Source organism: Neobacillus driksii (genome assembly GCF_013409995.1).
In the GTDB taxonomy this organism is placed as follows: Bacteria; Bacillota; Bacilli; order Bacillales; family Cytobacillaceae; genus Neobacillus; species Neobacillus driksii.
Map to the genome: position 1 here is coordinate 355,045 of NZ_JACCBX010000005.1, position 17,913 is coordinate 372,957.

Sequence of the window (17,913 nt, forward strand, 5' to 3'; positions counted from 1 at the left end):
TCTTGCTAGCTCCAGCGCCTAGGGGCTCTCAGGTCTAAGTCAATCCGTCAAGAAGGTTAAAGAACAACCTTCTCGCGAGCTCGCCTAGACTCACCCCCTGGGCAAGGCGCTTCCGCTTTTCTATTTACTTAGTAATCATTCTCGAGATAACAAGGCGCTGGATTTCTTGTGTTCCCTCGTAAATCTGTGTGATTTTTGCGTCACGCATGAATCTCTCTACAGGATAATCCTTGGTATAACCATACCCGCCAAATACCTGTACCGCTTCTGTCGTCACCTTCATCGCTGTATCGCCCGCAAATAATTTTGACATCGCAGATTCCTTGCCGTACGGCAGACCCTGCGACTCCAGCCATGCAGCTTGATAGGTTAATAGTCTTGCTGCTTCAATGTTTGTCGCCATATCGGCAAGCTTGAAAGCAATTCCTTGGTTCGCCGCAATTGGTTTTCCAAACTGCTGGCGCTCTTTTGAATAATCGACGGCAGCGTCAAGCGCACCCTGGGCAATTCCAACCGCCTGGGCAGCGATCCCGTTACGGCCGCCATCAAGCGTCATCATCGCAATTTTGAAGCCTTCGCCCTCTTCACCTAATCGGTTGGTGACAGGCACCTTACAATCTTCAAAAATAATTTCCGTTGTTGGTGACGAACGAATGCCGAGTTTCTTTTCTTTTTTCCCTACTGAGAATCCTGGTGTGTCACTTTCAACGATGAATGCTGTGGTTCCTTTTTGTTTGCTGGATGGATCTGTTAAGGCGAAAACCACGTAAATATCAGCTACTCCACCATTCGTGATGAAAATTTTCGAACCATTGAGGACGTAATGGTCGCCTTCACGTCTTGCAGTTGTTCTCATTCCGCCCGCGTCTGAACCGCTGCCTGGTTCTGTTAACCCGTATGCCCCAATTTTGGAGCCTTCTGCCATCGGTCGAAGATATTGTTGTTTTTGTTCTTCGGAACCGAATTTATAGATCGGCCAGCCTGCTAATGAAGTGTGTGCGGATAATGTCACGCCTGTTGACGCGCAAACTCGTGAGAGCTCTTCAACTGCAATACAATACGCAAGGTAATCGCTGCCGATTCCGCCGTACTTCTCCGGCCAAGGAATCCCCGTTAAGCCAAGCTCCGCCATTTTGTCAAAAATCTCACGGTCAAAACGCTCTTCCTCATCACGCTCAGCCGCTGTTGGAGCCACTTCATTTCTAGCAAAATCGCGCACCATTTTCCGAATCATTTCATGCTCTTCCGATAAGCGAAAATTCATTTTATATGTCCTCCTTAGGGTAACTACTCTCCAGAACCGTACAGTTTCTACAAAGAACCATACAGCTTCTTCAAAAACCGTACAGTTCCTACAATTAGCTTGGTTATCTACACAATCCAGTCCGATATCTACACAAATCCCAAATATATCTACACAATCCAACGCGATATCTACACAAATCTCAAGTATATCTACACAAATCGTACCTTATCTACAAATTATAGATATTTACTAATCACAATCCGCTGTATCTCACTGGTTCCCTCATAAATCTCGGTCACCTTTGCATCCCGAAAGTAACGCTCGACGGGATAGTCCTCTGTATAGCCATATCCGCCAAACACTTGAATTGCTTCGGTGGCAGTCTCAACAGCTGTTTTTGACGCAAATAACTTTGCAATCGACGCTTCCAATCCGCACTTCAATCCCTGACCACGTAAATCCGCTGCACGATAGAGTAACAGCCTAGCCGCTTCTACATTCGTCGCCATATCGGCCAATTTAAAACCAATTCCTTGCTGCGCCGCAATGGGCTTTCCAAATTGTTGACGTTCTTTTGCATACTCTACCGCCGCATCAAGTGCTGCTTCTGCAATCCCTAACGCCTGTGCGGCGATCCCGATTCGTCCGACATCCAGGTTAGCCATCGCTATTTTAAACCCTTCGCCTTCCTGACCTAAAAGGTTCGAAGCAGGTACAATCATATCTTCAAAAGTAAGCTGTACCGTTCTTGAGCCATGAAGTCCCATCTTATGTTCATCCTTGCCAATCACAAGGCCAGGTGAATTTTTTTCCACAATAAACGCCGAAATTCCTTTGCTGCCTAATTCAGGATTGGTGGAAGCAAATACGATATAAACATCCGCTTCGCCGCCATTGGTGATAAACATCTTCGAGCCGTTGATCAGATAATGGTCATCCTTTTTTACCGCACGAGATTTCATACTTTTGGCATCCGATCCTGACCCCGCCTCCGTTAAGCAAAACGCCGCCAAATACTCTCCTGAAGCCAATTTAGGCAAAAAACGTTGCTTTTGTTCATCGGAGCCAAAATACAAGATTGGATTCGTTCCAACCGATGTATGAACAGAAAGGATGACGCCTACGGTCGCGCTGACCCGGGAAATCTCGTTAATTGCGATGATATAAGAGACAAAATCCATCTCTGCACCGCCGTATATTTCAGGAACGGGAATCCCCATCAAACCAAGTTCACCCATTTTACGAAGAATTTCACGGGGAAATTCGCCATTTTCCATCCGCTCCACAAACGGGGCAATTTCCTTTTCAGCAAAATCGCGAACCATTTTGCGCATCATTTCCTGCTCTTCTGAGAATCTAAGATTCATAGTAACACTCCCAACTATTCGTATGTGTAGAAGCCTCGACCAGATTTCTTTCCAAGCCAGCCAGCTTTCACATACTTACGCAACAGCGGGCATGGACGGTATTTTGTATCTCCAAAGCCTTCATGCAGGGTCTCCATAATATAAAGGCAGGTATCAAGTCCGATAAAATCAGCTAACGTCAGCGGTCCCATCGGGTGGTTCATCCCCAGCTTCATGACTTCATCAATGGCTTCTTTCGTGGCCACACCTTCATACAGCGTATAAATCGCTTCATTAATCATCGGCATGAGAATTCGGTTGGAAACAAATCCAGGGAAGTCATTTACTTCAACGGGAACCTTGCCGAGCGTTTTGGTCATATCCTCAATCACTTGGTAAACCTCATCTGCAGTTGCTAAGCCGCGAATGATTTCCACTAACTTCATAACTGGAACTGGATTCATAAAATGCATACCAATTACCTGTTCCGGACGTTTCGTCGCTGCCGCAATTTCTGTGATGGGCAGGGATGAAGTATTGCTAGCCAAAATCGCATGTGCTGGCGCAATTTCATCTAACTGCGCGAAGATTTTCGTTTTGATTTCCATATTTTCAACCGCTGCTTCAATCACGAGGTCGACCGCACGGGCATCATTCAGATCGGTCGAAGCTGTAATAGATTTAAGAACCTCTTGTTTTTGCTCCTCTGTCATTCGGCCTTTATCTACATTGCGCGATAAATTTTTGCCGATTACACCTAATCCGCGCTCCACGAATTCCGGCTTTAAATCATTCAGATACACCGTGTAGCCTGCCTGAGCACAAACCTGAGCAATCCCGGACCCCATTTGACCAGCTCCGATTACCATTACCTTTTCAACCTTCATAACTTCCCCTCCAATTGCCCTTTTTTTAAAAATAATCCCTAGTGGGTTTTTAGATTATTTGCGTTTTGTACATTTTTTTCGATGTTTTGTACAAATTTTCTATGTTTTTGTACATTTTTCTTGGAGCTTTGAACACTTTTTCTCCTATTTTGTACAATTAGACATTATCTGGAAACTAATTACCCTCTTGGAACCTCAATCATCACCGCATCACCCTGACCGCCGCCGCTGCAAATTGCTGCGATCCCAATTCCGCCTCCACGGCGTTTCAATTCATGCATTAACGTGATAATAATCCGGGCACCACTAGCACCGATTGGATGACCTAATGCAACTGCACCGCCATTGACATTGATCTTTTCTGGATCAAGACCGGCAATTTTTTCACTTGCTAACACAACAGCCGCAAAGGCTTCATTGATTTCAAATAAGTCAATTTCTTCTACTGTTTTTCCGGTCTTTTTCAATAAGCTGTTGATGACAAGTCCTGGTGTTTGAGGGAAGTCCTTTGCTTCAACCGCTACCGCTGCATGACCTAGGATAACAGCTTCGGGCTTTTTGCCTTCGCGTAAGGCTCTTTCTTCACTCATTAAAACGAGGGCCGCCGCACCGTCATTAATTCCAGGTGCATTCCCTGCTGTGATGGTTCCGTCTGAATTAAAAACAGGTGCTAATTTTGAAAGTCTTTCGATAGAGGTGTCTTTTCGTGGTGATTCATCATGCTCGATGACAACCGGCGCACCCTTACGCTGCGGGACAGTGACAGGCACGATTTCTTCTGCAAAAATTCCGCCTTCCATTGCGGCAATCGCCCGCTCATGACTTCTTAATGCCCACTCATCCTGCGCTTCGCGGCTGATTTCCATTTCTTTTGCGGTTGAATTTCCGTAGGTACCCATATGAACCCCTGTGAAGCTGCAGCTTAAGCCGTCATGAATCATTAAATCCTTCACCGATGAATCGCCCATTTTCAAGCCCCAGCGTGCCTTTGGTAAAATATATGGAGCATTACTCATAGATTCCATGCCGCCTGCAACAATTAACTCTTCATCGCCAGCACGGATGATCTGATCGGCTAACGTGACACTTCGCATTCCCGAAGCGCAAACTTTATTGATTGTTTCTGTTTTGACTTCCCAAGAAAGTCCAGCCTCCCTTGCTGCCTGGCGTGAAGGAATTTGTCCCTGACCGCCTTGTAAAACTGTACCTAAAATCACTTCCTGCACATGCTCAGGATTTACTCCAGCACGAGCGATTGCTTCTTTTACCGCAATACCGCCCAACTGTGAAGCAGTCAAACTGCTTAGCGCTCCGCCAAATTTTCCAAATGGTGTTCTAACCCCGCTCAAAATAACTGTTTTCCCCATTCAAAGCACTCTCCCTATTCTTTAATCCTTTAATTGACTGAACGCTCGCTCGATTTCTGTTTAAAAAAAATCCAAAATGTAAGCGTTTTATTACCCGTTATCTATTTTACATAAAAAAGAGCAGAAGTTGAAATATTTTACACAAAATTCCTAAGATTTTATGAATTCAGGTATCTTAAAACAACTTCTGCTCGGAATATTAAGCTACTTCCCCACAAACTGCCTTTTCAAGTAGTTCTGCCACATCATAGGTTGAAATCTTTTCTTCTACCTCTTTTGCCTTTGTTCCGTCAGATAGCATGGTTAAACAGTAAGGACATCCAGAACTGATAACAGATGGATTTACAGCAAGTGCCTGCTCGGTTCTCGCTACGTTAATGCGGTGTCCAGTTTCTTCCTCCATCCACATTAAGCCGCCGCCAGCACCACAGCACATTCCCGTTTCTCTGTTTCGTTCCATTTCCACCAGCTGCACACCTGGGATAGACTTTAGAATCTCGCGCGGTGGATCGTACACATCATTGTAACGACCTAAGTAACAAGAGTCATGGAAGGTAATTTTTTCATTGACAGCATGTTTAGGTACAAGCTTTCCATCACGAACTAACTGATAAAGTACCTCTGTATGATGATAAACCTCTGCCTCTAAACCAAAGTCAGGGTATTCATTTTTGAAAATATTGTAGGCATGCGGGTCAATCGTAACGATTTTCTTAACTTCAGCCTTTTCAAATTCTTCAATATTCTTTGTCGCAAGCTCCTGGAACAAGAACTCATTGCCGAGACGGCGCGGTGTGTCACCAGAGTTTTTCTCTTTGTTTCCTAAAATCGCAAACTTGACGCCTGCTTCATTTAAAAGCTTTGCAAAAGAAAGAGCAATTTTCTGGCTGCGGTTATCGTAGGATCCCATTGAACCAACCCAGAATAAGTATTCGAACTCTTCGCCTTTTTTGTTCATTTCTTTTACAGTAGGGATTTCAACATCCTCGCGAACTTCACGCCAGCTTTCACGCTCTTTACGGTTTAAGCCCCACGGATTGCCTTGACGTTCGATGTTTGTCATTGCGCGCTGAGCATCTGCGTCTAACTTTCCTTCTGTTAAAACAAGATAACGGCGAAGGTCAATAATTTTATCCACGTGTTCGTTCATAACTGGACATTGATCCTCACAGTTACGGCAAGTCGTACAAGCCCAGATTTCCTCTTCGGTAATGACATCACCAATCAAGCTTGGATTATATGCAAGTGTTGCTGCTGATTCTTGTGCACCTTGGCCACTTGCAGCAAGTGCGATTTGGTTACCCCGTGTGTTGCCAAACGCAAAGGTTGGCACCCACGGCTGTTTAGATGTCACGGCCGCACCATGATTCGTTAGATGATCACGCATTTTCACAATTAAGTCCATTGGTGACAGCATTTTTCCTGTACCTGTTGCTGGACACATATTGGTACAGCGTCCACATTCTACACAAGCGTAAAAATCGATCATTTGATGCTGAGTAAAATCCTCAATTTTTCCAACACCGAAAGATTCTTGTGACTCGTCCTCAAAATCAACCTTCTTCAACTTACCTGGTTTTTCTAAACGGTTAAAATATACATTTGCCGGTCCGGCAATTAAGTGTGCGTGTTTGGACTGCGGCACATACACAAGGAAAGTTAATAGGAATAATAAGTGCACCCACCATGCCACATAAAAAATGACAATTGAAGCGGTTTCACCAATACCTGAAAAAATAAGCGCAATTAACGATGCAATTGGCTCTGTCCAAGTGGCCTCGTGGCCGTGCCAGATAATACCCATACCATTTCCTACTAGAACTGACAGCATTAAACCGCCGATAAAAATCAACACAAGTCCGGATTTAAAATTCCGCTTCAAGCGGACTAGCTTTTCCACATAACGGCGGTAAAAAGCCCAAATAACCGCAACTAGAATCATCAATGTCACGATTTCCTGGAAAAAGGTAAACCCCGCATACAGCGGCCCCAGCGGTAAATGAGAGCCTGGTACTAATCCCTTCCAAATGAAATCAATCGCACCAAATTGGACAAGAATAAAGCCATAAAAGAACATCACGTGCATGATGCCGCTTTTTTTGTCCTTTAATAACTTCTTCTGACCAAAAACGTTGACCCAGATTTTTTGCATTCGTTCTTTGACTTTGTTGTCAAACTCAACCTTTTTCCCCAGCTTAATGAATTCAATCCTCGTTTTAACCACGTAAACGAACAGACAGACTGCGTAAGCGGTTACAGCAAGGAATGCAATGAGGTTCACCCATAAAAGCCCATTCATTCAATACGCCCCCTTTGTTTTTTCTTAATCCCAATTGTTTGTTTTTAGTAGAAAATTTCAAAACAATAAAATTTTCTGACTTCTATTATCACCATTATATAATGAATGAGCATTCAGTCAAATGTTTTTTAGCTAAAATCATTTCGACATTTATTGAAATTCATACTATAGACTCTGTTTGGCAAACCTAAAAGAAATGATTGGAGGAACGATACTGAATGAATTTACCATCCATTGTCATCGCTCTTATACTTCTTATCATTGTATGGTTTTACCTCGATCTTACCTTAGGAAGAAAAAAGCATCGTTCACTTTTCAGTAAACGGGAAACGCCGATTCTGCATGGAGATTTCGATATTTTTCCACATGGAAAAGGACTCTTTGCTGATTACTTTTATGAATTAAAAATGGCCCGTAAGCATATACACATCCTTTTTTATATCGTAAGGGATGATGAATTCGGCCAACAGTTTTTTGATATTTTAAAAGCAAAAGCAAAGGAAGGCGTCGAAGTTAGACTGCTGGTCGACCGGGTTGGCAGTTATCAGGTGAAAAAGCCGGTAATAAAAGAATTGCGTGATGCAGGTGTTCAATTTGCCTTTAGCAATCGATTACGGCTTCCATTCCTTTTCTATTCCTCCCAGGTGCGAAACCACCGTAAGATTTCCATTATTGATGGCAAAATTGGTTATCTTGGCGGCTTTAATGTTGGTAAAGAATATATCGATCAAGATCCGAAGCTGAGTCCCTGGCGTGATTACCATTTAAAGATTACTGGTGAAAGTGTGCCGTACCTGCAGCGTGAGTTTTTTGTTGATTGGAATGAGTACGCTTCTGATCATGTGATTGTAGATTCTCGTTATGCTCCTGAGCAGCCCAAAGGGACGATACCACATCAATTGGTTCCGACAGAGGCAGGTCGCCTTGAAGATAAGTATTTCTACTTAATTCAAAACGCAAAAAAGTCGATTACCATTGGTACTCCGTATTTTATTCCAAGCAAAAAACTCATTCAGGAACTGCTTCGTGCGGCAAAGCGCGGCATTAAGATTACCATCGTTGTGCCTTTTATAACGGATCATATGCTTGTACAAGAAGCTTCATACCGATATTTACGTTTGATGTTGGAAGCAGGAGCACAGGCTTTTCAGTATAAGAATGGTTTTTACCATGCAAAATCAATCATCATCGACGATGATCTTTGTGATATCGGTACGGCAAATTTTGATAAAAGAAGTTTGTTTTTAAACAAAGAAATTAATTGTTATTTTTTTGACCCTGCCTTTGTGAATCGGTTTAGGGATGTCCTCCATAAGGATGTTCTTGATTCAAAACCCGTGAAGCTGGAGGACCTCAATAAAAAAAATTTTTACAGATCCGTAAAGGAAGTCATTGCCGGGGCTATTTCATTCTTTTTATAGTAAGGAGTGATTGCGATGAAGATTCGTTTCGGCTATGTTTCAACAGCTATTACCTTGTGGGATGCTTCTCCATCGAAGACACTTACGTTTACACGCTACCAGCAGTTATCTGAAAAAGAGCGTAAAACTAAATTACTTGAGCTGACAAGACTTAATTTAGCCCACACTCTCCGGATGTTCTATTTCAATCTCGCCCATGAAATTGAATTGTACCGGCTTTCGAGTTCGATTGTACCGTTAGCTACCCATCCAGACGTCCTATGGGATTTTGTTACACCCTTTAAGAGACAGTGGAAGGAAATTGGTCAGCTGATCAAAAAGAATCATTTGCGCGTTAGCTTTCATCCGAATCAATACACGTTATTTACCTCTCCGCAGCCAAAAATAACCGATAATGCGGTGATCGATATGGAGTATCATTATCGAATGTTTGAAGCTATGGGTGTAGAGGATCGAGGCATGATGAATATTCATATCGGCGGAGCCTATGGTGATAAGGTAGAAACGATCGTCCGCTTTCATGAGAATCTAAAAAAGCTTCCGGCGCATATTAAACGTGCGATGACCTTGGAGAATGATGACAAAACTTATAATTCAGAGGAAACCTTAATTGCCTGCGAAAAAGAAACCATCCCCTTTGTGTTTGATTATCATCACCACATGGCGAACCTTTGCGAGCCGCCGCTGGAGGAATTACTGCCGAGGATTTTTAAAACTTGGGGTCATGTTGACTTATTACCAAAAATCCATATTTCCTCGCCAAAGGGCGAAAAAGAATTTAGGTCACACGCAGATTTTGTTGACCTTGAATTTATTATGCCATTTATAAAAATGCTAAAGGAAATCGGACAAGATGTGGATTTCATGATTGAGGCGAAGGCGAAAGATCAGGCAACATTGAAATTAGTCGAGGATATTAGCAAGGTTCGAGGCTTTAAACGAATCAGCGGGGCCACCATTGAGGTGAAATAACTCCCAGCATTTTTTCATGCGGGAATGGTTAAAGTAACAACAGATTCACATAAGGAGGGATCGTCGATGGAAAGCACCAGTCAATTCGTTCAAAAATTAGCAGAGAATGAAAAGAAGCAAAAGAAAAATCAAAAGCATGGCAATAACGACCCCGAAAGCAAATTGCCAAACCATAAGCATTCACAAGGTGTTTAATAAGAAAGAGGAAGTGCCCTGTTCAGCCGCTAGGGCGCTTGTGCTCTGGAGCTAGACAGTAATCTAATTCAAAAAATAGATGAAAAAGAGTCTCCCTTCACAGGAGACTCTTTACTCTTCGATTAGATTCAAAACAGGAACTTCTATTTCATTTTCCGGATCCGACTTCGAATAAACCCGCGCCATCTTCGTATTATCATCCACATGCTGAATAATCACAGGCGTTCCCTCATACGTAACATTAATCATATCCATCGACTCAGCAATTTCCTTCGCTCTTCCCACATTCATCAGGGCCACTCCTCATCTAAAAAGTACCTTTATAATATTTACCATATACAGGTTATTATTCTTGATAAAGGTAAAATTTTAAGTTTGGTGCCTGTCACCGAAAGGACCTTTCGGTGACAGGCACCGCTCGTGGACAGTGTCCACCTCAGGCGGACAGTAAAAACAAAAATGGCCCCCTAAAGGAGCCACTTTAACATTACATTTTTTCAGGTGCTGATACACCGATTAATGCAAGGGCATTGCGCAGTGTGATTTGAACGGTTTTAATTAACGCGAGGCGCGCCTTAGTGCGCTCCGGCTGCTCGCTGTCGAGCACTTTTTCTGCGTTGTAGAAGCTATGGAAGGTTGACGCTAGTTCCATGATATAGTTTGTAACACGGTGTGGCACTCGCTTCAATGCCGCCTCACCTACAGCCTGCGGGAACTCTCCAAGCTTTTTCAATAACTCAATTTCTTTTTCGGCACCGATTAAGGAGAAGTCAGCATTTTTATCAACTTTAATCCCCTGCTCTTCGCCTGAGCGGAGAATGCTGCAAATTCTTGCATGAGCGTATTGTGCATAATACACAGGATTTTCATTTGACTCTGACACAGCTAAATCCAAATCAAAGTCCATATGTGTATCCGAACTTCTCATTGCAAAGAAGTAACGAGTGGCGTCGAGGCCGACCTCATCGACCAAATCACGCATGGTTACAGCCTTACCGGTACGCTTACTCATTTTCATCTTCTCGCCGTTTTTATAAAGGTGAACAAGTTGAATGATTTCGACCTCGAGGGCATCTGCAGCATAGCCAAGGGACTGAATTGCTGCCTTCATCCGCGGAATATATCCGTGGTGGTCCGCACCCCAAATATTGATCAGCTTTTCAAAGCCGCGGTCTAGCTTGTCCTTATGGTAAGCGATGTCTGGTGTCAAATACGTATACGAACCATCCTGCTTAATGAGCACGCGGTCTTTATCGTCACCGAAATCTGTTGAACGCAGCCATGTTGCACCCTCTTCTTCATAAATATAGCCGCGCTCACGAAGCACTTTTAATGCCTCATCAATTTTTCCATTTTTATAAAGAGACGTTTCTGAGTACCATACATCAAACTTAACACGGAAATCCTCTAAGTCCTTTTGCAATTTCGCCATTTCGTATTTCAAGCCGTATTCACGGAAGAACTCAAAACGCTCCTGCTCGTCGACATTCACATACTTATCGCCAAACTCTTCCGCCAGCGACTTCCCAATCCCAATGATATCGGCACCATGGTAGCCATCCTCCGGCATTGGCTTTTCTTGACCAAGTGCCTGAAAATAACGTGCCTCAACAGACAATGCCAGATTATTAATCTGATTACCTGCGTCATTAATATAGTATTCACGGGAAACATCATAGCCAGCTTTTGCTAGAATATTGCAAAGCGAGTCACCAACTGCAGCACCACGTGCATGGCCAAGGTGCAGGTCTCCTGTTGGGTTGGCTGAAACAAACTCGACTTGAACCTTCTGATTCCCGCCAACTGTAGTCTCTCCATACTTTTCCCCAGCTTCTATAACCGTCGGAATTAAATCCGTTAAGTACGCATTATTCATATAAAAATTGATGAACCCTGGACCCGCTAGTTCAATTTTTTCAATGGAAGCCTTTGAGCGGTCGAAATTTTCAATCAGTGCTTCCGCAATCATTCGGGGCGCTTTCTTAGCTACACGAGCAAGCTGCATTGCCATGTTGGTTGAATAATCGCCGTGCGCCTTCTCCTTTGGAACCTCCAAAATCACATCTGGAATCTGCTCTTCCGTAGCAAGATTCGCCTTCACCACCGCAGCCCTAATTTCTTCTTTTAAACGACTTTGAACCTGTTCAACTATGTTCATTTCTTCTCCTCCTGAAACGCTATTTCTAACTGATATGTACTTGTGGGAGCACCTTCCATTGAAAAATCATAAACCACACCAAAGTGACCTTTACCATTTTCATAGGAATAATCTATTCTTTTTGCCTTTGTCACGGTTGCAAACTGTCCAAATGGCATTTCATAACTGCCATTTAACTTACGATTCAATTCAAACGGCAAACGCATTTTTATTGCACCACCGCGTAAAATAAGGGCATCGTTATGTGCCATCTTCACAATTGTCCGGACACTTCCCTCTTCCACCGTTTCCTCATAACGAAGATAAGCACAATTTCCTTTTTCAAAGTATGTACCAAATACCATCAATTCAAAAGTCTCATCGTGATCAATTGTGGTTTTCACGTTAATTTTTACAGGTACCTCAGGAATTGACAATGAAACGCACACCCTTTTTAAAAATGAACCTTATGCAGGTCCATTGAAATTTCTAGTTAACACACTTTTCCTATTATACCTGTATAAAAGCCACAATTCAAAACATGCCTGCCCCGTGGTTGGGACAGGCACTGATATCAAATTATTTCACCCAGCCAAGAAGCATTTCACGGATCAGTTTACTCGCAGTGTTTGCTGTTTGCTCAGATGGGTCGTAAATTGGAGCCACTTCAACAAGGTCACAGCCAACTACATTTACACCAGAGCGGGCAATTTCATGAATAGAAGCAAGCAGCTCTTTTGATGTAATTCCGCCAGCGTCAACTGTACCAGTTCCAGGCGCATGCGCAGGGTCCAAAACATCGATATCAATCGTTACATAAACAGGACGTCCAGCAAGCTCAGGAAGTATCTCTTTTAACGGCTGATGCACTTCAAATTTTGAAATATGCATGCCGTTTTCTTTCGCCCATTGGAATTCTTCCCTCATCCCGGAACGAATCCCAAAGGAATAGACATTTTTCGGTCCGATATGTTCCGCAATTTTGCGGATCGGCGTGGAGTGGGATAATGGTTCACCTTCATAGTTTTCTCTAAGATCTGTATGGGCGTCCATATGAATGATCGCTAAATCAGGGTATTTCTTATAAACTGCCTTCATAACTGGCCAAGACACTAAGTGCTCGCCACCCATACCAAATGGAAACTTTCCAGCCGCTAGAACTTGATCGACGAAGTCCTCAATTAAATCCAAGCTCTTTTGCGCATTTCCAAAAGGAAGTGGAATATCACCGGCATCAAAATATTTCACATCTTCCAGTTCACGATCTAGGTACGCGCTATATTCTTCTAAACCAATCGAAACCTCACGAATTCGAGCGGGACCAAAGCGTGACCCCGGACGATAGCTGACCGTCCAGTCCATCGGCATCCCGTAAAGTACAACCTGACTCTCTTCAAAACTCGGATGACTCTTTATAAACACATTACCAGAATAAGTCTCATCAAAACGCATGTTACTTCCCTCACTTCTATGTATTAACAAATCTTGATTTGATTTTTGGTCACTCTTAAGACCATCTGAGTGACCAAGAATCCCTTTTACAATGAATTTCGGTCACTAACTGTCCGCCTCAGGTGGAAAGTGTCCACGGGCGGTGACAGGCACCGAATTATTTCAATAAATCCCCCACAAACTTAGGTAATACAAATGCTGCTTTGTGCAGTTCTTTTGTGTAGTATTTGGTTTCGATTTCGTGGAAGCGGTCTTCGCTTACTTCGAGTGGGTCGTATTGTTTGGATCCGATGGTGAACGCCCATAGTCCGCTTGGGTATGTAGGGATGTTTGCTACATATAGACGGGTGATTGGAAAGATTTCGCGAACATCACGCTGTACGCTACGGATCAAATCCGCTTTAAACCAAGGGTTATCGGACTGTGCTACAAAAATACCATCTTCTTTTAAGGCATTAGAAATCCCAGCGTAGAATCCTTTTGTAAATAAGTTCACTGCAGGGCCTACCGGCTCAGTCGAGTCAACCATAATCACGTCATACTCATTCTGACTTTTTGCGATATGCATAAAGCCGTCATCGACGCGGACATCAACACGAGGGTCATCCAGCTTCCCAGCGATCTCAGGTAAAAACTTTTTAGAATACTCGATTACCTTTCCATCGATATCAACGAGCGTTGCCTTTTTAACACTTGGGTGCTTTAAAACTTCGCGAATCACGCCGCCATCGCCGCCGCCGACGACTAAAACGTTCTCTGGGTTTGGATGTGTAAACAAAGGAACATGTGCCACCATTTCATGATAAACGAACTCATCTTTAACAGAAGTCATAACCATGTCATCTAATAGAAGCATATTGCCCCATTCTTCTGTTTCCACCATATCAAGCTTTTGGAATTCAGTTTGTTCGGTATGTAAAGTTTTATTTATTTTCATGGTGATGCCAAAGTTTTCAGTTTGCTTTTCTGTAAACCAAATTGCCATGTTCATCATCCTCCGATTTATTATCGTAACACCCTCATTACTATGAATTCATTCCATTTTTATGGTACCCAAACTATTGAATTACAAACACAAAGAAAAGTCTAGCATAATCTATCAAATTTTCTAGAAATATTTTCTTTTTACTAGTTTAAAAACACTCACTTCTTTCAATACTGTAACTATGGATATTTTTACATATTGGCGAAGGAGGGTATTGCTGTGGAAGTAATGACGAATCATGGATTTCGAAAAACAATAAAATACTTGCGTGCCTTTATTATCATTAGTTTGCTAGGCTTCGGCTGCATGATGCTTGTTTTTCTAGGGATTCTTGGTTATGCCAAAATTCTTGGCGCACCGCCGTTAGCTGTCCCGCAATCTACTCTGTTCTTTGCCAGTGATGGGACGTTGATCGGTGAGAGCAATAGCGGTCAAAAGCGATACTGGGTTCCCCTTGAGGAAATCTCACCAGATTTAATCAATGCCACCGTCTCCATTGAAGATAAAAACTTTTATGAACATAGTGGCTTCGACTATAAACGAATTGTTGGTGCCATCCTTGCCGATATAAAGGCAGGGGCAAAGGTACAAGGCGCCAGCACGATCACCCAGCAATACGCACGAAATCTGTTCCTTGAGCATGACAAAACATGGTCACGGAAATTGCATGAAGCTTTTTATGCAATTCGGATTGAAATGTATTATTCGAAAGAAGAAATCCTCGAAGGCTATTTAAACACCATTTATTACGGTAATGGTGCATATGGCGTACAAGCAGCCAGCCAATTTTATTATGGAAAAAATGCTTCTGAGCTATCCTTGTCAGAAAGCGCAATGTTAGCTGGTGTTCCTAAAGGTCCGAGTTACTATTCGCCGCTGGAATCATTAGAAAATGCTACAAAGCGACAAGGAATTATTTTAAACGCAATGGCAGAAAATGGCTATATTAAAAAAGAAACGGCTCAAAAGGCAAAGGAAACGCCCCTTACATTTGTGGGTGAACATCCACATAGGCGAGTGGAGGCAGCACCTTATTTTCAAGATGCTGTAAAAAATGCTTTAAAAAATCAACTCAAACTAGACGACCGCACCATTGCTCTTGGCGGTTTAAAAGTCTATACAACACTCGACCTAAAACAGCAGCAAGAGGCGGAAAAACAAATTCAAGAAACCATCGCAAGTGAATCTGAAATCCAAATTGGTTTCATCGCTATGGACCCGAAAAACGGTTATGTAAAAGCGATGGTCGGCGGTCGCAATTATGAACAAAGTCCGTTTAATCGGGCCGTTCAAGCAGTTAGACAACCAGGCTCGACGATAAAACCAATCTTGTACTACGCAGCGCTTAGTCAAGGTTTTACGCCATCCTCTACGATGAGAAGTGAACTAACCACCTTTAAGTTGGATGATGGCAAAACAGAATACTCGCCGCATAACTTTAATAATAAGTATGCGGATGGAGAGATTACACTAGCTCAGGCCCTTGCCGTGTCTGATAACATTTATGCTGTTAAAACACACTTATTTATGGGCGCTGAAACACTCATTAAAAATGTTAAAAAGTTTGGTATCTCAACAAAAATGGATAAGGTTCCATCACTGGCTCTTGGTACCTCTGGCGTTCGGGTCATTGACATGGCAAATGCCTACAGTCTATTTGCCAATGGCGGTAAAAAAGTAACCCCGACACTTATTACAAGAGTAGAAGATTATAATGGGGATGTTATTTTTGAAAGTAACAATGAACCCGAAAAGGTACTTGACCCAGCTAAATCCTTTGTCATGACACATATGATGACTGGCATGTTCGATAAAAAGCTAAACGGATATGCGAAAGTAACGGGTAACTCCCTAATTGATGAGATCACACGGCCATATGCTGGTAAATCTGGCTCTACCGAAACAGACAGCTGGATGATTGGTTATACACCGCAGCTGGTTACGGCAGTTTGGGCTGGTCATGATGTTGGAAAGCCGATTACCCTTACCGCTGAAAAAAGCTACGCCAAAAGGATCTGGGTAAACTTTATGGAGGAATCGTTAGAAGGTAAGCCAGTCAAGGCATTTACCCCGCCGAAAGAGGGAGTTGTAGGTGTTTACGTTAATCCGGAAAACGGCAAGCTTGCATCAAAGAATTGCCCGGTCCGCCGCTTTACCTATTTTGTCGCTGGTACCGAACCGACAGAATACTGTACCGATCATCTAGACCATAAAAAAGATAAACCGATAGAAAAGAAACAGGAAACAAAGGACCCTTGGTATAAGAAAATTTTTAATTGGGGCGCCTAGGCGCTGTAGCTGGATTAAATGGAAAAAGCTCTGGAGTATTGTCCCCAGAGCTTTTTCCTGTCCTAGTCTTACAGTGTTTACACACTGCATATATTTTACAACTTTTCGTCAAAAATTGCTATTGTAAAAAATTATTATTCGACAGCTAAGCCTTTTTTTAACTCTTCCGCTGAGTTGTTCCACATTTCTTGATTGTGATTATGGAGAAAATCAGACAGGATTTTTTTCGATTTATCATCCATATGATCGACGATAATATGACGCTTCAATGACTTATCCATCCTGTTTACGTGCTCAGGAAGTGATTTATAGCCACGGCGGATTTCACGATCCACCGTCATTTCACAGGCAGTCACTCCAGCATAATAAGGACCCTCTTGCTTCCTATCCACTGTCACCCATACCAGCCAGTACGGTTTCGCGTTGGGAACCTCTTCCTTGGTCTTAAGGAATTTAATTCCTTTTTCAACCACACTGCGCGCATGCATCGCTCCAACATCAATAACCGCGTCACCGGCTTCGACATCAATAATCACCGGAGAAACATTATCAAGGCTCAACGCTCCCTTGCCAAAGCCTTTATGTCCATCTGTCGGGTCGGGTTTTATAATATTAAAGCCAAGTGGTTTTTTCTTATTTTCTTCCATTAACTCAGTAACCTCCTATGTTAAAAAAACAAATTATAAAAGAAATTATTTAAACCTTCCCATATCCCGGGAATAATAAATTGGAAAATTGGGTCAATCGTGTAGTTACCAAGAGGAGTAATGACAAGAATTAAAAAGAGCAATACGCCGTACTGTTCGTATTGAGTCATTTTTGCCCGAATATGGTTTGGAGCTAAATCCTCCACGATTCGATAGCCATCCAATGGTGGAAACGGCAATAAGTTAAAGACAAACAGCACCAGATTAAGCCAGTTAAAGATCTCAAAAAATTCAAAAATACCTGGAAGAGTTACAGCTAATTGTGTCCGGGCTAATCCAAATGCGATAAAAAAACCAAGTGCTGCCAGAACAAGATTACTAAGAGGACCAGCTACAGAAACTAATATACCTGCTAGACGCGGTTTTTTAAAGAAAAAACGGTTAACTGGCACCGGACGAGCCCAGCCGAATCCGGCAATAAAAATTAAAATTGTACCAAATGGATCAAGGTGCTTCAGCGGATTCAACGTCAAACGTCCCTGCTTTTGTGCTGTATGATCTCCAAACTTATAGGCCACATAGGCATGTGCAAATTCATGAAACGTAAACGCAATCATTAATGTAATCGCGACATAGGGAATTTCCCTTAATGAATATGCAAGAAATCCTT

The 17,913-nt window shown here is 42.7% G+C and carries 16 protein-coding genes; 4 read left to right on the forward strand and 12 right to left on the reverse strand.

All coding sequences use genetic code 11. The annotated features are described in order from the left end of the window. Positions 1–124: 124 nt before the first annotated feature. The 5 genes from F4694_RS13620 to F4694_RS13640 form a co-directional block, all read right to left on the reverse strand. Positions 125–1,264 carry an acyl-CoA dehydrogenase gene (locus F4694_RS13620; RefSeq protein WP_179598736.1) on the reverse strand — a complete coding sequence of 380 codons (1,140 nt, stop codon included), beginning with the start codon at positions 1,262–1,264 and terminating at the stop codon, positions 125–127. A gap of 218 nt (positions 1,265–1,482) precedes the next feature. After that, positions 1,483–2,613, reverse strand: coding sequence for an acyl-CoA dehydrogenase (locus tag F4694_RS13625; protein ID WP_179598738.1), 1,131 nt, complete (start codon positions 2,611–2,613; stop codon positions 1,483–1,485). A gap of 14 nt (positions 2,614–2,627) precedes the next feature. After that, entirely contained in the window at positions 2,628–3,479 is an 852-nt protein-coding gene (locus F4694_RS13630; protein ID WP_179598740.1) for a 3-hydroxybutyryl-CoA dehydrogenase, read from the reverse strand. Between the two features lie 179 nt (positions 3,480–3,658). Then, positions 3,659–4,846: an acetyl-CoA C-acetyltransferase gene (locus F4694_RS13635; RefSeq protein ID WP_179598742.1), complete on the reverse strand. Its 1,188-nt coding sequence runs from the start codon at positions 4,844–4,846 to the stop codon at positions 3,659–3,661. Positions 4,847–5,045: 199 nt separating this feature from the next. Next, a complete protein-coding gene (locus tag F4694_RS13640) occupies positions 5,046–7,145 on the reverse strand; it encodes a (Fe-S)-binding protein (protein ID WP_179598744.1) in 2,100 nt (699 codons plus the stop codon). A 218-nt stretch (positions 7,146–7,363) separates the two neighbouring features. Here F4694_RS13640 and cls point away from each other — a divergent pair, with 218 nt between their 5' ends. The 3 genes from cls to F4694_RS13655 all read left to right on the forward strand — a co-directional run bounded on the left by cls (position 7,364) and on the right by F4694_RS13655 (position 9,733). Continuing rightward, entirely contained in the window at positions 7,364–8,566 is a 1,203-nt protein-coding gene (gene cls, locus F4694_RS13645; protein ID WP_179598746.1) for a cardiolipin synthase, read from the forward strand. Positions 8,567–8,581: 15 nt separating this feature from the next. Next, complete coding sequence (uvsE, locus tag F4694_RS13650) at positions 8,582–9,538, forward strand: UV DNA damage repair endonuclease UvsE (RefSeq protein ID WP_179598748.1); 957 nt, start codon at positions 8,582–8,584, stop codon at positions 9,536–9,538. A 66-nt stretch (positions 9,539–9,604) separates the two neighbouring features. Continuing rightward, positions 9,605–9,733, forward strand: coding sequence for a DUF4023 family protein (locus F4694_RS13655; RefSeq protein WP_082799618.1), 129 nt, complete (start codon positions 9,605–9,607; stop codon positions 9,731–9,733). Positions 9,734–9,844: 111 nt separating this feature from the next. Here F4694_RS13655 and F4694_RS13660 read toward each other — a convergent pair whose 3' ends face one another. The 5 genes from F4694_RS13660 to speE all read right to left on the reverse strand — a co-directional run bounded on the left by F4694_RS13660 (position 9,845) and on the right by speE (position 14,307). Then, positions 9,845–10,024, reverse strand: a complete 180-nt coding sequence (locus F4694_RS13660) for an H-type small acid-soluble spore protein (RefSeq protein ID WP_179598750.1) — start codon at positions 10,022–10,024, stop codon at positions 9,845–9,847. A gap of 196 nt (positions 10,025–10,220) precedes the next feature. Beyond that, the gene (gene argS, locus F4694_RS13665; protein ID WP_179598752.1) at positions 10,221–11,891 is read right to left on the reverse strand and encodes an arginine--tRNA ligase; all 1,671 of its coding nucleotides are present in this window, start codon (positions 11,889–11,891) and stop codon (positions 10,221–10,223) included. Next, positions 11,888–12,307 (reverse strand): YwiB family protein, encoded by a 420-nt coding sequence (locus F4694_RS13670; RefSeq protein ID WP_257029234.1) that lies wholly within the window; start codon positions 12,305–12,307, stop codon positions 11,888–11,890. The genes argS and F4694_RS13670 overlap by 4 nt, the downstream gene beginning before the upstream one ends. Positions 12,308–12,449: 142 nt before the next feature. Next, positions 12,450–13,322 carry an agmatinase gene (speB, locus tag F4694_RS13675; protein ID WP_179598754.1) on the reverse strand — a complete coding sequence of 291 codons (873 nt, stop codon included), beginning with the start codon at positions 13,320–13,322 and terminating at the stop codon, positions 12,450–12,452. A 157-nt stretch (positions 13,323–13,479) separates the two neighbouring features. Next, positions 13,480–14,307, reverse strand: coding sequence for a spermidine synthase (gene speE, locus F4694_RS13680; RefSeq protein WP_179598756.1), 828 nt, complete (start codon positions 14,305–14,307; stop codon positions 13,480–13,482). Positions 14,308–14,526: 219 nt separating this feature from the next. On the opposite strand from speE, the gene F4694_RS13685 reads away from it, so the two are divergent. Further along, positions 14,527–16,596, forward strand: coding sequence for a transglycosylase domain-containing protein (locus F4694_RS13685; RefSeq protein ID WP_179598757.1), 2,070 nt, complete (start codon positions 14,527–14,529; stop codon positions 16,594–16,596). Positions 16,597–16,730: 134 nt separating this feature from the next. On the opposite strand, the gene F4694_RS13690 is transcribed toward F4694_RS13685, so the two are convergent. Beyond that, positions 16,731–17,243 carry a YwhD family protein gene (locus tag F4694_RS13690; protein ID WP_179598759.1) on the reverse strand — a complete coding sequence of 171 codons (513 nt, stop codon included), beginning with the start codon at positions 17,241–17,243 and terminating at the stop codon, positions 16,731–16,733. A gap of 20 nt (positions 17,244–17,263) precedes the next feature. After that, positions 17,264–17,860, reverse strand: coding sequence for a site-2 protease family protein (locus F4694_RS13695; protein WP_179599062.1), 597 nt, complete (start codon positions 17,858–17,860; stop codon positions 17,264–17,266). Positions 17,861–17,913: the final 53 nt, after the last annotated feature.

What these genes read in the sequence shown, in the direction of transcription:
- F4694_RS13635 (WP_179598742.1), bottom strand. Translation starts at nt 4,846, where the DNA reads ATGGGGAAAACAGTTATTTTGAGCGGGGTTAGAACACCATTTGGAAAA.
- F4694_RS13695 (WP_179599062.1), bottom strand. Translation starts at nt 17,860, where the DNA reads ATGATTGCGTTTACGTTTCATGAATTTGCACATGCCTATGTGGCCTAT.
- uvsE (WP_179598748.1), top strand. Translation starts at nt 8,582, where the DNA reads ATGAAGATTCGTTTCGGCTATGTTTCAACAGCTATTACCTTGTGGGAT.
- speB (WP_179598754.1), bottom strand. Translation starts at nt 13,322, where the DNA reads ATGCGTTTTGATGAGACTTATTCTGGTAATGTGTTTATAAAGAGTCAT.
- F4694_RS13690 (WP_179598759.1), bottom strand. Translation starts at nt 17,243, where the DNA reads ATGGAAGAAAATAAGAAAAAACCACTTGGCTTTAATATTATAAAACCC.
- F4694_RS13655 (WP_082799618.1), top strand. Translation starts at nt 9,605, where the DNA reads ATGGAAAGCACCAGTCAATTCGTTCAAAAATTAGCAGAGAATGAAAAG.
- F4694_RS13640 (WP_179598744.1), bottom strand. Translation starts at nt 7,145, where the DNA reads ATGAATGGGCTTTTATGGGTGAACCTCATTGCATTCCTTGCTGTAACC.
- speE (WP_179598756.1), bottom strand. Translation starts at nt 14,307, where the DNA reads ATGGCAATTTGGTTTACAGAAAAGCAAACTGAAAACTTTGGCATCACC.
- cls (WP_179598746.1), top strand. Translation starts at nt 7,364, where the DNA reads ATGAATTTACCATCCATTGTCATCGCTCTTATACTTCTTATCATTGTA.
- argS (WP_179598752.1), bottom strand. Translation starts at nt 11,891, where the DNA reads ATGAACATAGTTGAACAGGTTCAAAGTCGTTTAAAAGAAGAAATTAGG.
- F4694_RS13630 (WP_179598740.1), bottom strand. Translation starts at nt 3,479, where the DNA reads ATGAAGGTTGAAAAGGTAATGGTAATCGGAGCTGGTCAAATGGGGTCC.
- F4694_RS13660 (WP_179598750.1), bottom strand. Translation starts at nt 10,024, where the DNA reads ATGAATGTGGGAAGAGCGAAGGAAATTGCTGAGTCGATGGATATGATT.
- F4694_RS13620 (WP_179598736.1), bottom strand. Translation starts at nt 1,264, where the DNA reads ATGAATTTTCGCTTATCGGAAGAGCATGAAATGATTCGGAAAATGGTG.
- F4694_RS13625 (WP_179598738.1), bottom strand. Translation starts at nt 2,613, where the DNA reads ATGAATCTTAGATTCTCAGAAGAGCAGGAAATGATGCGCAAAATGGTT.